The following is a 14,639-nucleotide window of genomic DNA, read 5'->3' on the forward strand; positions in this document are numbered from 1 at the left end:
CAAGCTTGTGCTTAGGGGGAATAGGTCGCCTTGATGTATTGAAGGGCGACTTGTACAGCGAAGTTGGCGCCCAGTTGTTGGGTTGGGCGACTTGTGCTATAGAATCCCTAGTTCGTTGCAGTATTGACCGAAGAGTTCGAAGCCGTTGCGGTCGGATTCTGTGATCTCGTAGTGGAGTTCTTGGGTCAGATATTTGCGGACTAGATCCGAGGGCAGGCGGGTTTCTTTCTGGATGATTTCTTCGATATGAGCGATGCCGTATTCGAGGGATTTTTGGTAGAATTCGTCGGGTAGTTCAAGCGGCTTCTTAGAGGCCCAGAGTGCAAAGATGAATGACGTGCCTGTGGTCTCATACCACCATTCTGCAAGATCCTTCGCTTCGTAGACTTCGGGATCCCATTCTGCAAACAACGCATTGTCCCCAAATAGCATGTGAGAGCCCCTTCCCATGGCAATTTCTTCCTTAATGATCTTGGGGTCTGTGGGAGATACCTCGGGCAATTGTCCGGAATCCTTATGCACAAGGACTCGAACAAGGGCCATACTGGTCCTGGATCCGTTGTCCGTTAGGATACGATAGGGAGGATACGGCTCCTTCTTATTTTTGAAAAACTTTATAGAGCGGACCTGTTCAGAGGCGCAGACCCCCACCTTCATAGAAACGGATAATACGTCGGAATGTCTCAAGCATTCGATGGAGGAGATTAGGCCTACATCCACTAGGCCTCTTAATAAATAATCTTTTAATAGGGAAGGGTTTTCTGGGACTACCTTATGTTCGGAATCCTGTTCGAATCCCCAGGTCAAGGGTCTGGCGTTTAGGTGTTTAACGATTCCGATTCGCACTTACGAATATTTTTCCGCAAAAACGTTCTGTTTTTCGGCCCATTTACCAAAAAAACGATGCTTCCCTTCTAATCCAGAAAAAATAGTTTTTCCTTTCCTTTTCCAGGGAGTTTCCCGACTGTATTCTCTTGTAGGGACTTCTTCGTCCAATTAAAAGAATGAGTCGTTCGGAACCGATTCTGATCAAAGTGGATTATGAGATCCTAAATGGAGATCATGAGGCTTTGCGCACCTACTTGAATTCCTATCTGGAAGGCAATCCTAGTTCCGTAATCCTAGATCTGGACGAGGTCCAAGTTCTGACCTCTGTGGCTTTAGGATCTCTGGTGGCTTTCGCGAATCGTTTAACGGTGCAGGGAGTTTCTCTCGAAACGATTAACGTAAGTCCCAAACTTTTAGAAATTATTAAATTAGTTTCTCTAGATCAATCTCTGGGTATCCGCTAATTTATGGAAGAATCCTTTTCTCATATCTCTCAAATCACCGACGAAGAATTTAAGTTTATTAAAGATCTGATGTATAAAGAAACCGGGATCTTTCTTGCAGACCACAAGAAGATCATGGTCCAGTCTCGATTGAATTCTAGGGCTCGCATGCATAAAATGCAGAATGTGTCCGAGTACATTCGAGGACTACAGGCCGATCGCAAGTTCTTTCAAAGCGAGCTTACTGAGCTCATCAATCGGATCACCACGAACAAGACGGACTTCTTTCGGGAGAATCACCATTTCGAGTTTCTAAAGGATACTTTCTTTCCTTCCTTGGAGGAGAAAGCTGCAAAGTCTGGAAAGAAAAACCTTCGTATCTGGTCTAGCGCGTCTTCTACTGGAGAGGAGCCTTATACTATCGCGATTACCTGTGCAGAATATTTTCAGTACAAGCCTGGTTGGGACATTAAGATATTTGCATCCGATATTGATACCAATGTGATCAAGACCGCTCAGGAAGGAATCTATAAGCCGGATCGTTTGGATCCAGTTAGTGAAGCTTGGAAGAAGAAATACTTTCTGAAAGTAAAGGATGTCTCCGGAAAGAGCGAAGATATGTACCAAGTGAAGCCTGAGTTGAGGGCAATGGTCGAATTCCAAAAGGTAAATCTTTTAGAAACTCCGTATCCGATCCGAGAGAAGGTGGACTGTATTTTTTGTAGGAACGTGATCATCTATTTTGATAAACCTACTCAGAAGAAGATCTTCGAAAGTTTCGAGAATGTTCTGAAGGACAGAGGCCTCTTGGTCATTGGACATTCGGAGACACTCTTCGGTATTTCCGAAGCATATAAGTTTTTAGGTCACACCATATACCAGAAGAAGCCTAAGATCTGAGATCCTAATTTCGGTTCTTTTTTGAGCCCGAATCTTGCTTTCGATCCTGTTTCTATATTAGAGATTTTTTATGAACCGAATTCTTTTTATCGTATGTCTTTTCTTGTCTTTCCTGTCGATCGCTTGTGGTAATGGAAAAGAAGAAAGAGAGCTCGCAGAATCCATTGCAAGAGGAGCTCTCGTTGTCGACGTGAGGACTCCGAACGAATTCTCGATCGAACATTATCCGGGAGCGACAAATATTCCTATCAGCAGTCTTGCCTTAAGATTGGATGAACTTGGAGCAAAGGATAGGGAGATCGTGGTGTATTGCCAATCAGGCGGCAGAAGCCTAAGAGCCAAGACTCTATTGAACGACGAAGGCTTTACTAAAGTGAAAGACGCCGGAGGATTAGATCATCTCTTCTCGGCGACTTCCAAATAATCTTAGATCTATAATTTAAACTTCTCTGCAATATTGCGAAGAATGTCCGCAGTATTTGCAAGGTTTCTCGCAGAAGAAGACATTTGCTCCGCACCGGAGGCAGTGTTGATCGTATGCTCGTTGATCTGAACAATTACCTGAGTGATCTCATGAACCGCCTTCTTCTGTTCATCCGTAGCTAGTTTGACCGCTTCGGACTCGGATTTGACTCGGTCCACATTATCTGTTACTACTCGGTTGATATCACTTTGAGATCCTGTGATTGCATGGAGCCTGTCCATTGCCTCAGATACCTGATCTACATTTTTGATAATAGCATGAATGATCTCGGTAGAAGCTTGGATCCCCTTTGCTCCGCTATCCAATTCTCCAGTATTCTTGGAGATCATTGCGGAAATGGATTTGATAGAAGAAGCGGTCTTTTCGGATAATTTAGAGATCTCCTCTGCAACGACTGCGAATCCTTTTCCAGCTTCTCCTGCTCTTGCGGCTTCGATCGCTGCGTTCAACGCAAGTAATTGCGTTTGGTCGGAGATATCATTGATGATCCCGACGATAGCCGTCATCTCTCCAGAAGACTTGAGAATATTCCCGATCATGCTGTTCATTCCGGAAAGGGATTCTTCTCCTCTCTTAGCTTGGAGAGAAATGGATTTAGCCATGTCCAAGGTATTTTGGATCTCTTCTCCAATTTGTCTTACACTCTGGGAAAGCTCAGTGATCTTTCCTTGGAACTCCGACATATTCGAATATTGTTTATATGTAGAAGTTGCGATATTCTCCATACCTGCGGACATCTCTTCTACAGTAGCCGACATTTGCTCTGTAGAAGCCGCTGTGGATTGGGCTCCATTGGAGAAATTCTCCGAACTGGAGGAAAGTTGCTCGGCAGAAGTAGCCAATTCGTAAGAGATCTTTTGGATCTCTTTGACTGAATTGCGAAGGCTTTCCAAAAAGGAATTCGTGTCCTTGCTCAAATCGCCGATCTCATCCTCATGGAAGATCTGTAGATCGGAACGTAGATCACCTGTGGACATCGATTTGAAGAGCTCTCTTGCATCTTCTAAAGGACGAAGTCTTCCGTTTACGATCCTATATATTACAAATATAGAAACTACTAAAAAGACGATAGCGAAGATCACGATCTTATAAAGCATCTGATGGACTACTTGGGCAAGTTCCGCTTTCGAAACTACTGCCGAGATCTTCATGTTGTAATCGTCAATATTGTAGGTAGTCGCGATCTTTTCTGTCTTGAAGAAATATTCAATATGCTCATCAGTCTTGAGCGAAAGGATCTTTTGTCCCCATTCCGACTTACTTAGATCCAATTTAAGGATCAAAGACTTGTCTGGATGTCCTATGACAGCTCCACTTGAATCTACAACCGCAATATAACCGTCGTTACCGATCTTGATTCCGGCAACGATCGTTTCCGTAAGAGTGTTCAAGGAAATAGAGAAACCTAAGATCGCTATCACTTTGTTCCCTTGTTTAACAGGAACAGTTAAAAGAGTGACCGCTTCTTGGGTAACCGGAGAACGACCAACCTTACTTAGGAATTTTTTACCTTCTAAAGTTGCCTTGATATTCTCGTCGAAGCCGGTCCCGCCCCAGTGAAAACCTGCTGCTTTACCGCTGGCATCTGCGAAGATATTCGGATTCTCTTCTGGAGTAGAAATGAATACGTTCTCATAAGTCCCGTATCTTTCCTTTAGATTTGCAAGTATTGGAATGAGTGTTGCTGCGTCTCTGGTTTCTGCGGCACGAACAAAGGAAGCATTCGTGGATACGAATTCGGCTAGAATGAATTGCTGATCAAAGAAGAACTTAATGTATTTTCCACCCAGCCTCGAAATCTTTTTCATCTCATCTATATAAACGTCTTCTACATAACCTTTCGCAGTAAAGTAAGCGAATGTAGAAACTCCTACAGTAAGAAGTACGATGGTGGCAGTGCTCACCGCGAGTATGATGATCTTTAAACTATTTCTTTGCATTTCTAAGATGGACCTGATGGAGAGCTATTTCGAACCGGATTATATTTTAAATTTTTCTGTTATGTTTCTGAGGATTTCTGCAGTCGTTGCCAGGTTCTGAGCGGAAGAGGACATTTGCTCGGAGCCCGAAGCAGTATTCAATGTGTGTTCGTTGATCTGGGTGATTACTTGAGCGATCTCGTTTACAGCTCTTTTTTGCTCGTCGGTGGCAAGTTTGACTGCTTCAGCTTCTGTGCCGACCCGATCAGATTGAGTATCTACTTCTTTGTTCACAGATTCTTGCGTGGAAGTGATCTCGAAGAGATGATTCATCGCTTCTCCAACCGAGTCCACATTTCTGATAATGCTATGCAGAATATCAACGGAAGAACGGATCCCTTTGGCTCCTTCGTCCAATTCGGAGTTGTTCTTATTGATCATTTCCCCAATGGATTTGATAGAAGATGCAGTCTTTACGGATAGTTTTGAGATCTCTTCTGCAACGACTGCGAATCCTTTTCCTGCCTCTCCTGCTCTTGCCGCTTCGATCGCAGCATTCAATGCAAGTAGCTGGGTCTGGTCGGAGATATCGTTGATGATCCCGATGATGGATTTCATTTCTCCGGAGGATTTGAGAATATTTTCAATCATATTGCTCATTCCTGTCAGAGAGACTTCTCCCTTTTTGGCCTCTGCGGAAATGGATTTTGCTACGCCTAAGGTGTTTTGGATCTCGGCGCCGATATGTCGGACTCCGGAGGAAAGCTCTTTTACTTTACTATGAAATTCTAATATATTCGAGTACTGCTTGTCCGTGGTCGCAGAGATACTTTCCATACCCGCGGACATTTCCTCTACAGTGGCCGACATTTGTTCGGAAGATGCAGCAGTGGATTGTGCTCCTGTTGCAAAGCTTTGGGAAGAAACTGTCAACTCCTCCGCAGAAGATGCCAATTCTAAGGCGATACGTTGGATATCTTTTAGGGAGGCTCTTAGGCTTCCTATGAAAGTATTCAAGTCGGCGCTCATAGTTCCGATCTCGTCGTTGTAAACTACTTGGACGTCCGAAGTAAGATCTCCTTGGGACATGGTTTGGAACAGCTTGCTTGCATTTTCCAAAGGATCTAATCTCTTCTTTAAAAGAACATAAAGTAAGAAACTGGAGATCCCAACTGTCACTAAGCCTGCAAATGCTATGAAGAGCAAAAGTTCAGTAAGTATTTCTCTGACCTCTGACTTGGGTTGGATTGCGACCACTACGATCCTCCATTCATCCAAGCGAGCAACCGATGAGAATCTGTCGGCTCCTCTAAATGTGAATTCTAAGACCTCTCCAGTCTTCATGGATAACATGCGCTGGCCGTACGGTTCTTTCATCACATCCAGGTTGAGTATCATTTCCTTTTTAGGATGAACGAAAACCAATCCCTTATCACTCATGATGGAAACGTAACCTTGTTCTCCTACTCGGATCTTCTTGATGATCTTTTCAGAAACAACATCATACGAAAGAGCGATATTTAATACACCGATGATCCTCCCGTTGTCCTTGATAGGAACCGAGACCACCGCAACAGGAAGTCCGGTGATCGGGGATTTTTGAGGAGGTCCTAAATAATGTTTTCCTTGTAAGGCGGCTTCTTGGTTCTCCTTGAGCTCGGTGCCTTGAGTTTTATATCCAACTGATTTTCCACCCAAGCTGTCCGCGAGGATTTGCACAGGACCGCCATCTAGTGCGAACACGAAAACGTTCTCGTATACTCCGTAACGTTCATGAACTTCTTTCAAGAGATCACCCGCCAAAGGCTTACGGGTTAGAACAGTTTGGATCACTCTGGAATCTGCAGCCAATGTTTTGGCAACATTGACATGGGAATTTAGAAATCCGTCGAATTCTTGAGCAACCACCGTAGTGATATTCTGCATCTGATCCATATATATCTGAGTTATCTTTCTTTGCCCGATATAATACGCAGCTCCGGAGATTAACGTGGTAAGTATAACTAGTATTGTGATCCCAGCGCCGAGAAGAATGAATTTTAAACTGCTTTTCTGCATACGGTTTTAATAAGGTCCCTATCGGTTCTTGTGAGGTCCGATGATTGCGTCAGGAGAAATAGTCTCTTTTGTAAGAAATTTTTTAAAAACGAAAAGGATACAAGAATCCCCTCTTGGATCGAGTGGCACATTGTAACGTGGTAAAAGCTAGGAGTCAAGAATCTTTACGTTTCGGTCTAATTCGGCTCTTTTCGATCTTTTGAAAAAAGCTATTGTCTTATTGGAAGTATTACCTTTAGGAATTCCTACTTCCCTATAGAAAGAAACTTCCAAAGATAAGGTTCTTGGTTGCGTTTTGGATGAGGGAAGAGAACCTGGAAAACGAATTGGAACCTGTCCATTATTCGGTGCTTTACAGGGAGATCGTTTCCTTCTTCCAGTCTGTTTTTGAGAAAGACCGAGAAATCCTTTTTTTAGACGGTACTGCTGGAGAAGGCGGACATAGTTTACTTCTCTTACAGGCCTTCCCCAAATCCAAATTAATACTATTAGATCGGGACTCCGTTATGCTATCGCGAGCCCAGGCAAGACTTTCCGATTTCAAGGATAGAATATTTCCGATCGAAGCCAATTTCTCCGAAGTGGATCCGGAGTTTTTAAAGGAACATGGGATCTCAGGATCTCCCGATGGAATTCTTTTGGATCTGGGGATTTCCACATTTCATTTACTGCATGCGGGAAGGGGATTTAGCTTTAGAGAGAATGAACCTTTGGATATGAGATTGTCATCCTCGGGAGGAATCTCCGCAGAAGATGTGATCAACACATATCCTGAAAAAGCTTTGAGCAAGATCTTTTATGAATATGGCGAGGAACGTTGGACCAAGAAGATCGTAGAAGCGATCTTGGAGAGAAGGAGACATTCTCATATAGGTTACTCCGGAGATTTGGCTCAACTCGTTTCAAGAGTGATTCCTAGAAAGTTTTGGCCTCCAGGAAAACATCCAGCCACTCGGGTCTTTCAGGCGCTGCGGATCGAAGTGAACCAGGAACTTCTACATATCGAAGTAGGTGTGAAGAAGTTGTTAGAAGTTCTCGCGCCCGGCGGGCTTATGCAAGTGATCTCCTTCCATTCTTTAGAAGATAGGATCACTAAGAATTTGTTTCGGGACTTTGCAAGGAATGGGGCCGCCAAGCTTCTGACCAAGAAGCCTGTGATTCCGGGAGATGAAGAAACTAAGGAAAATCCGGCATCCCGATCTGCAAAATTACGTGTCATACATAAGGCAGTTCCCACCGATATTGATATGGAGGAAGACGAGGAAGAAGAATGAGCCGCATCTCCGATTTTCTATCCAACAGAGTTTGGTCCGATCTGGGATTCTTATCTAGGGTTTTTATCTGGATCCTTCTTCCATTTTCCATTGTGCTATTATTCATTTGGCAAAACGTTCAGGTCGCAAGATTGAACCGAGAGATCGCGATCGCTTCTCAAGAAAAAGAAAAGTTATTAAAGAAGAATGACGACTTGAAGATCGGAATGGCTACCTATACTTCCGCAAGAAGGATAGAGGCCTTGTATAGAAAGACATATCATTATTTACCGATCACCGTAGGAGATCGAATTATTACGGTCACTCTTCCTCCCGAAAGAAACGAGGCTGAACTTGAAAATTTCAGAAGTCCTTGATCTTTTTCCGGAGATCAAACTAGAGGATCCCAAACCAAATACGGAGGAAGAAATTTCCTTCGTACGCACTGACTCCAGAAAGCTGAATGCTTCGGACCTTTTTTGCGTTCCATTATCTCTCGGCGAGAAAGGGATAGAATACGCGAAGAATTCGTCCTCCCGTTTTGTTCTGATCTCAAATACATTCGAGATTTCTAAATTAGAAAATAAAGTTTTATTGAAGTCGTCTGTCGATCCGGAAAGTCTCGCGGGGCCGATCGCCTCCAGGATCTTAGGCGACCCTTCTTCTAAGATGAAAGTGATCGGAGTTACCGGAACGAACGGAAAAACCTCTCTCACTCATATTCTTGCGTTTCTTGGAGAATCTCAAGGAAAGTCCTGCGGGATTATAGGAACCACAGGAGTGAAGTTTAAAGGTAGAGTAGTCGACACAGGTTACACGACTCCAGATCCAGCAAGCTTACAGGAAATCTTGCTAGAGATGTCCAAGGACGGAGTAGAATACGTATTTATAGAAACTAGTTCTCACGGATTAAAATTAGGACGCACCAACGGGATCCGATTCAAGGCTGGGATCTTCTCCAATCTTACCCAAGATCATTTGGATTTTCATCCAAGCATGCAGGATTATTTAGAGAGTAAGGCACTTCTATTCTCTTCCTTAAGTTCGTACGAGAACACATTCGGAGTCTTTGATTCTGAGGCGCCTGGAGGCAAAGACTTCGCTTCTATTCTTCCAAAGATTGCACCTAATCTTCCTGTGTTCGCGTTAGGTAGCGGAGAAGGGGAGATCTCCGTTCAAGATCCGAATTTCTCTTTGGAAAGGACGGTATACAATATCGATCTTCCTTCTACTTGGAAAGGAAATACGGAAGTAGTTACGAATCTATTAGGAGGTTTTAATATTCGAAATACCGCCTTAGCTTTTGTGACCTCTCTTGCTCTCGGATGGGAAAAGGAGAAGTTACTTTCTTCTCTGAAGAGCATTCCTCAGATCCCAGGTAGATTTCAAATTTATTATAGTCCGGACAAGACACGAATGGCAGTGGTGGATTATGCTCATACTCCGGACGCACTCGAAAATATTTTAAGAAGTATCCGAGAGTCGAGACCTAAGGAGCTCATCGCTCTCTTCGGTTGTGGAGGAGATAGGGACAGGACCAAGCGTCCTAAGATGGGAAAGATCGCCCAAGATCTCGCGGATAAGGTCATCCTTACTTCCGATAATCCCAGAACGGAAAGTCCCGAATCCATCTTGGATGATATACAAGAAGGTTTTACTGGAGGGTATCTTCCTTTCTTAAGGGAGGCAGACAGAGCAGCCGCAATTCGCTTCGGGATCTCGGCTTTGGCAGAAGGAGCCTGTCTTCTTGTTGCAGGAAAGGGACACGAGGACTACCAGATCATCGGGAAAGAAAAAAGACATTTTGATGATGGGGAAGAGATCCGTAAGGCTTTCGATTCAGAGCAAAAGTAAGTTCCCTGTCAAAAAATTTGCCTAGGTTCCCGGCAACTCGTCGATAGAAAAAGAGAAAGCAGTTCGATCCGTTTTTTACGTTTACGAGAACCGACGCCGATCGATCCTGTCTTCATCCAATCCCTATGTTCTATTTTATCTACGAACAATTTTCCCAAGATCTAGATTCCTTAAGAATTTTCAGCTATGTTACGGTTCGCGCTTTAATGGCGGGACTGACTTCTATGTTCCTCACCTTTTGGTTTGGGGGAAGGGTAATCCATTTCTTGCATGGATTAAAGTTCAGAGAGAGTGTAAGGGATGATGGACCAAAGTCCCACAGCGCTAAATCCGGAACTCCCACTATGGGCGGATTGATGATAGTAGGAGCCTTGGTTCTTTCGGTTTGTCTTTGGGGAAATCTAAGAAACCTGAACACACTACTTCTGTTAGTCTGCGCTATTTCTTTTTCTACACTTGGCTTCGTGGATGATTACATGAAGTCGGTAAAGAAGATCAAAGGAGGAATGAGAGCTAGAACTAAGTTCTTAGTCTCCGTAGTTCTTGCTACTGTCTTTTGCGGAGTGTTCTTATTCTATACCGGAGAGGCTCCAAAGGGTTCCTCTGGAAAAATATTATTCCATCTTACGGATCTGTTCCTGCCGTTCGTAAAGGGGCCTGTATTAGCATTGGGTCTTTTCGCAATTCCATTTTCGATTTTAGTAATATTAGGATCTTCTCATGGAGTGAACCTGACAGACGGTTTAGATGGTTTGGCCGGTGGAACTGCAGGAATCGTAGTTGCTACTCTTGCTCTCATCGCATACGTTTCCGGAACTCCGGTTGCTGCGAATTATCTAAATATTCCTTATTTGCCTCATGCTCATGAATACAGTGTATTCTTGGCAGCTCTTACCGGAGCATTGATCGGCTTTCTTTGGTTTAATAGTCATCCTGCTCAGATCTTTATGGGAGACACTGGCTCTCTTTTTCTAGGTGCTACCATCGGTCTGACTTGCGTGATGTTGAAGAAGGAGATACTTCTCGTAATCTTGGGCGGTATCTTTGTGGCAGAATCTTTGTCTGTGATCTTACAGGTTGGTTCTTTCAAGCTCACTCAAAAGAGGATCTTTAAGATGGCACCTCTCCACCATCATTTTGAGTTGGCCGGAGTTCCGGAGACAAAGGTAGTGATCCGATTCTGGATCGCGGCAATCATTCTTGCTATCATCTCCTTATCCAGTTTGAAAATACAATGAGAGGCATCGGGAGAAAATTCAAAGAATTTTGGGAGTCTCCCGATTCTCCTTTCGATCTCTTCTTAATCGTTTCGGTTTTCTTTCTTCTTCTCTTCGGGATCGGAGTTATGTATTCCAGTTCCTCCATTACTGCCTGGAGGGACTTTCAAGATTCTGAATATTTTCTAAAAAAGCAAGTCGCCTGGGCAGTGATAGGCCTTGTAGTGTTCCTATTCTTTGCAAATTTTCCTTACCAAAAGTTAGAAAGATTCGCTTTGGCGGGAATGATCACTAGCGTGCTTTTGTTGATCCTAGTTTTTATTCCTGGGATAGGTAGATCTGTAGGAACTTATTACGGAAGAAATTTCCATAGATGGATCGGGATTGGTCCGTACCAATTGCAACCTTCGGAAATTGCTAAACTTGCCGTAGTCATTTATCTTTCTTCGTTAATCGTAAAATTGAAATTGAAAGAGAATCGTGATCCTAAGAAATTTATACTTCCTGCAGTTCTTCTTCTTGCCGTTTTGGTTTTGATTTTAGCAGAGCCTGCTTTCGGGACCACCATGGAGATCTTATTCGTGGTGATCGCATTCGTATTCTTATTCGGTTTTCCGATTCGAAATCTATTATTAGTCGGACTCGTATCTCTTCCCTTAGCTTATGTATTGGTAAGCCAGGTAGGATATCGTAGAAAGAGAATGGAAGTCTGGTTGGATCCGTACAGATTTCGTTATGATGAGGGTCACCAGTTAGTGACTTCTTTTAGAGCATTCTTGGACGGTGGCTGGTTCGGGAATAAATTAGCCAGCGGATATGCACATAGGTATCTAACGTATAGTCATACAGACTTCGTGCTCGCTACTTATGTAGAAGACTTCGGTTTTATCGGGTTTTTGTTTTTCTTTCTCCTGGTCTTAACACTTTTAACGAGAACCTATGTATTATTGAAAAGGGTCCAGGATCCATTCGGTTTCTATCTAGGAGCAGGATTGCTCTTTATATTAGGTACCCAGTTCATTATTAATAGTTATGTGGTAACCGGTCTTCTCCCTATCACCGGGATCAGTCTACCTTTTATGAGCTATGGAGGATCTTCTCTACTAGTTGTCTTGGCCTCTTTCGGAATTCTTGTCAATATAACTAGACGTGAAAACCTAGGCGTATGAGATCCGTTTTAATTGCAGCAGGAGGAACCGGTGGACATATATCTCCAGGGGTGGCTCTTGCGGAAAGTCTCGTAGAAAATAAAGAGGCTTTCGGAATCCAAAAAGTTTACCTTCATTCACTGATTCGTAATAAAGATAATCCGGATCTAAAGCAGGCTCCTTGCGAAGTGGTCTGGCATAATACTCCTTCTCTTTCCGGAAATATTCTCTTATTGCCTTTTCGATATGTGTTCCAATTGATCCGCTCTTGGATTACATTCAGTAAACTAGAAGTGGATGCTATAATCGGAATGGGCGGATATTCCAGCGTGCCTGCACTTCTATACGCTGTCCTCTTCGGAAAGAAGCTCTATCTTTGCGAACAGAATTGCATTCCCGGAAAAGTGAACCGTATCTTCTTTAGATTCGCAGACAAGGTATCTTTCAGTTTTCCTCCGAAAGATACAAAGCTTTCCTGCCAATGGGAGATTCTCGGAAATCCTCTTAGATCCAAGACTGTTCCTAAGCTCGCTCTCAAATTCAGCGAGAAGTGGGACCCTAAGAAGAAGAAACAATTTAACGTTTTAGTAATGGGTGGTTCCCAAGGTGCAAGACAGATCAATAATATTGTCGTAAGCCTGATGAAGCACGAAGTGATCCAAGAAAGATTCAGATTCAGAATGCTGACCGGGACTGCTCTGTACGACGAGGTTTCTAAAAAGACAAAGGCCGCAGATCTGATCTCTTATTCGGATAATATGGCTGAACATTATGAGTGGGCCAATTTGGTCGTGGCTCGTTCTGGTTCCGGTGTTCTGTCCGAATGTGCCGCATACGCTCTTCCTATGGTTTTAATCCCGTATCCGTTTGCAAAAGACGACCATCAGACTGCCAACGCAAAGTATATGGAAGCGAACGGAGCTGCCGCTCTTTTGGAACAAAGAGACGAAGACGAAAGCAAGCTATTCCGTATCTTGGATGAGTTTGCCGAAAATCCTGAACTATTAAATGAAATGTCCATTAAGTCTTTAGAATGCTCGCATGTGGAAGCTTCGCTGGAAACGGCTAGATTCTTTTTCGAGAGCAAAATTTGATGTCCGAAGCTTCTCTTGAAAGAGCATTAGGATTTTCTAAACCATTTTTTCTAGGGATCGGGGGATCCGGAATGTCTAGTCTGGCGCATATATTGTCGGACGCAGGCCTCTCTGTGACCGGATATGATGGCAAAAAAAGTCAGGTAACCGAGACATTAGAAAAGAAGGGAGTCCGAATCTTCTCTTCTTTATCTGAGATCCCGGACGAAGAGATTTATGACGCCGCAATTTATTCCTCCGCAATTCGTTTAGACTCTCATCCCATCGCCTCTCATTTTAAGAAGAAGGGGATCCGATTCTTTCATCGCTCCGAAGTTCTGCATTCTTGCTTTCAGCATCTGACTTGTATCGCGGTAGCAGGGTCTCACGGAAAGACTACTACCACTGCGATGACGGCTCATATACTCAATGATCTAGGATATTCTCCTTCTCTGATGGTAGGAGGAGATGTTGCATTTTTAGGAGGGATCGGAGGAAGATTCTCTCAGGGAAAATTCGGAGTATTCGAATCGGATGAATCAGACGGAACCTTTTTAAAACATAAGGCCGAGTTCAGGATCCTCACGAATATAGATGAGGACCATTTAGATTTTTATAAAACGAGAGAAAAGCTACTTAACGCTTTTGCGGAATTCATTACCAATACAAGCGGAAAGATCGTTTTAGATTTGGATAATATAGGCATCCAAGACTGTCTTTCTCAGATACAAGATAAGACTCGGATTGTAGGGTTTACCCAGGTTTCGGAAGAAGATTGGAATTCGCAAGGCATCAACGGTCGCCATGCGGATTTGGGCCTTGATCAGTTAGTATATTATAAAATAGTAAATAAATTCCTAATATTCAGGATTGGCAAAGAGGAATTTTCTTTTTCGTCCAGATTTCCGGGTAGGCATTATCTAACGAATTCCTTGGCGGCAGTTTTGGCCACTCAGTGTGTAGGAGTTCCTGCTGATCAGGCTGCCAGATCGGTTTCTCAATATGCAGGTGTGAAGAGAAGGTTAGAGTATATCGGAAGCAAGCATGGAGTCGAGATATATGACGATTACGGACATCATCCCACTGAGGTGAAGGCAGTTCTATCTTCGGTAAGAGAGCTTTCTCAGGGGTCAGGAAAGGCAGTCATTCTATTTCAACCGCATCGATATACTCGCACCCAGAATTTGTATAAGGATTTTGCAGAAAGTTTAGATCTAGGAGAAACAGTTTTACTTCTTCCTATCTATTCTGCTGGAGAAGATCCGATTTCAGGAGTTTCTTCAGAGCTCATTGCAAACGAAATGAAGAAGAAGCCGAACTTGCTGTCCGGAAACTTAAAATCAGATATACCCATTTTGAAAAAGATTCTCTCTCCGGGAGATGTGTTCGTGAGTTTAGGCGCTGGAAATGTAAGAGATTGGGGATTGGAATTCTTAAATTCCTAAGATTTACTTTGGAAATA

13 protein-coding genes are annotated in these 14,639 nt (G+C 43.4%); 10 read left to right on the top strand and 3 right to left on the bottom strand.

What is annotated here, in order from left to right:
• Positions 1-96: 96 nt before the first annotated feature.
• Positions 97-846 carry a menaquinone biosynthetic enzyme MqnA/MqnD family protein gene (locus tag EHO59_RS07180; protein ID WP_135586134.1) on the bottom strand — a complete coding sequence of 250 codons (750 nt, stop codon included), beginning with the start codon at positions 844-846 and terminating at the stop codon, positions 97-99.
• Positions 847-1,004: 158 nt separating this feature from the next.
• Here EHO59_RS07180 and EHO59_RS07185 point away from each other — a divergent pair, with 158 nt between their 5' ends.
• The 3 genes from EHO59_RS07185 (at position 1,005) to EHO59_RS07195 (ending at position 2,595) form a co-directional block, all read left to right on the top strand.
• Positions 1,005-1,292 carry an STAS domain-containing protein gene (locus tag EHO59_RS07185; protein ID WP_246052684.1) on the top strand — a complete coding sequence of 96 codons (288 nt, stop codon included), beginning with the start codon at positions 1,005-1,007 and terminating at the stop codon, positions 1,290-1,292.
• A gap of 3 nt (positions 1,293-1,295) precedes the next feature.
• Entirely contained in the window at positions 1,296-2,171 is an 876-nt protein-coding gene (locus EHO59_RS07190; protein ID WP_135586136.1) for a CheR family methyltransferase, read from the top strand.
• Positions 2,172-2,241: 70 nt separating this feature from the next.
• Positions 2,242-2,595 (top strand): rhodanese-like domain-containing protein, encoded by a 354-nt coding sequence (locus EHO59_RS07195; RefSeq protein ID WP_135586138.1) that lies wholly within the window; start codon positions 2,242-2,244, stop codon positions 2,593-2,595.
• 8 nt (positions 2,596-2,603) lie between these two features.
• Here EHO59_RS07195 and EHO59_RS07200 read toward each other — a convergent pair whose 3' ends face one another.
• Both EHO59_RS07200 and EHO59_RS07205 read right to left on the bottom strand, forming a co-directional pair.
• The gene (locus tag EHO59_RS07200; RefSeq protein ID WP_135586140.1) at positions 2,604-4,595 is read right to left on the bottom strand and encodes a methyl-accepting chemotaxis protein; all 1,992 of its coding nucleotides are present in this window, start codon (positions 4,593-4,595) and stop codon (positions 2,604-2,606) included.
• Between the two features lie 39 nt (positions 4,596-4,634).
• A complete protein-coding gene (locus EHO59_RS07205; protein WP_135586142.1) occupies positions 4,635-6,632 on the bottom strand; it encodes a methyl-accepting chemotaxis protein in 1,998 nt (665 codons plus the stop codon).
• 326 nt (positions 6,633-6,958) lie between these two features.
• Between EHO59_RS07205 and rsmH the strand changes: the two genes are divergently transcribed.
• The 7 genes from rsmH to murC all read left to right on the top strand — a co-directional run bounded on the left by rsmH (position 6,959) and on the right by murC (position 14,622).
• Positions 6,959-7,906 carry a 16S rRNA (cytosine(1402)-N(4))-methyltransferase RsmH gene (gene rsmH / locus EHO59_RS07210; protein WP_210413033.1) on the top strand — a complete coding sequence of 316 codons (948 nt, stop codon included), beginning with the start codon at positions 6,959-6,961 and terminating at the stop codon, positions 7,904-7,906.
• The gene (locus EHO59_RS07215; RefSeq protein WP_135586144.1) at positions 7,903-8,262 is read left to right on the top strand and encodes a hypothetical protein; all 360 of its coding nucleotides are present in this window, start codon (positions 7,903-7,905) and stop codon (positions 8,260-8,262) included. Before rsmH ends, EHO59_RS07215 begins: the two co-directional genes overlap by 4 nt.
• The gene (locus tag EHO59_RS07220) at positions 8,234-9,739 is read left to right on the top strand and encodes a UDP-N-acetylmuramoyl-L-alanyl-D-glutamate--2,6-diaminopimelate ligase (RefSeq protein WP_167882080.1); all 1,506 of its coding nucleotides are present in this window, start codon (positions 8,234-8,236) and stop codon (positions 9,737-9,739) included. The genes EHO59_RS07215 and EHO59_RS07220 overlap by 29 nt, the downstream gene beginning before the upstream one ends.
• 125 nt (positions 9,740-9,864) lie before the next feature.
• Positions 9,865-10,977 carry a phospho-N-acetylmuramoyl-pentapeptide-transferase gene (gene mraY / locus EHO59_RS07225; RefSeq protein ID WP_135586149.1) on the top strand — a complete coding sequence of 371 codons (1,113 nt, stop codon included), beginning with the start codon at positions 9,865-9,867 and terminating at the stop codon, positions 10,975-10,977.
• Positions 10,974-12,125 (top strand): FtsW/RodA/SpoVE family cell cycle protein, encoded by a 1,152-nt coding sequence (locus EHO59_RS07230; protein ID WP_135586151.1) that lies wholly within the window; start codon positions 10,974-10,976, stop codon positions 12,123-12,125. The genes mraY and EHO59_RS07230 overlap by 4 nt, the downstream gene beginning before the upstream one ends.
• Positions 12,122-13,198: a UDP-N-acetylglucosamine--N-acetylmuramyl-(pentapeptide) pyrophosphoryl-undecaprenol N-acetylglucosamine transferase gene (locus EHO59_RS07235; protein WP_135586153.1), complete on the top strand. Its 1,077-nt coding sequence runs from the start codon at positions 12,122-12,124 to the stop codon at positions 13,196-13,198. The genes EHO59_RS07230 and EHO59_RS07235 overlap by 4 nt, the downstream gene beginning before the upstream one ends.
• The gene (murC, locus tag EHO59_RS07240; protein ID WP_135586155.1) at positions 13,198-14,622 is read left to right on the top strand and encodes a UDP-N-acetylmuramate--L-alanine ligase; all 1,425 of its coding nucleotides are present in this window, start codon (positions 13,198-13,200) and stop codon (positions 14,620-14,622) included. Before EHO59_RS07235 ends, murC begins: the two co-directional genes overlap by 1 nt.
• Positions 14,623-14,639: the final 17 nt, after the last annotated feature.

This window comes from Leptospira semungkisensis (assembly GCF_004770055.1).
GTDB lineage: Bacteria > Spirochaetota > Leptospiria > Leptospirales > Leptospiraceae > Leptospira_B > Leptospira_B semungkisensis.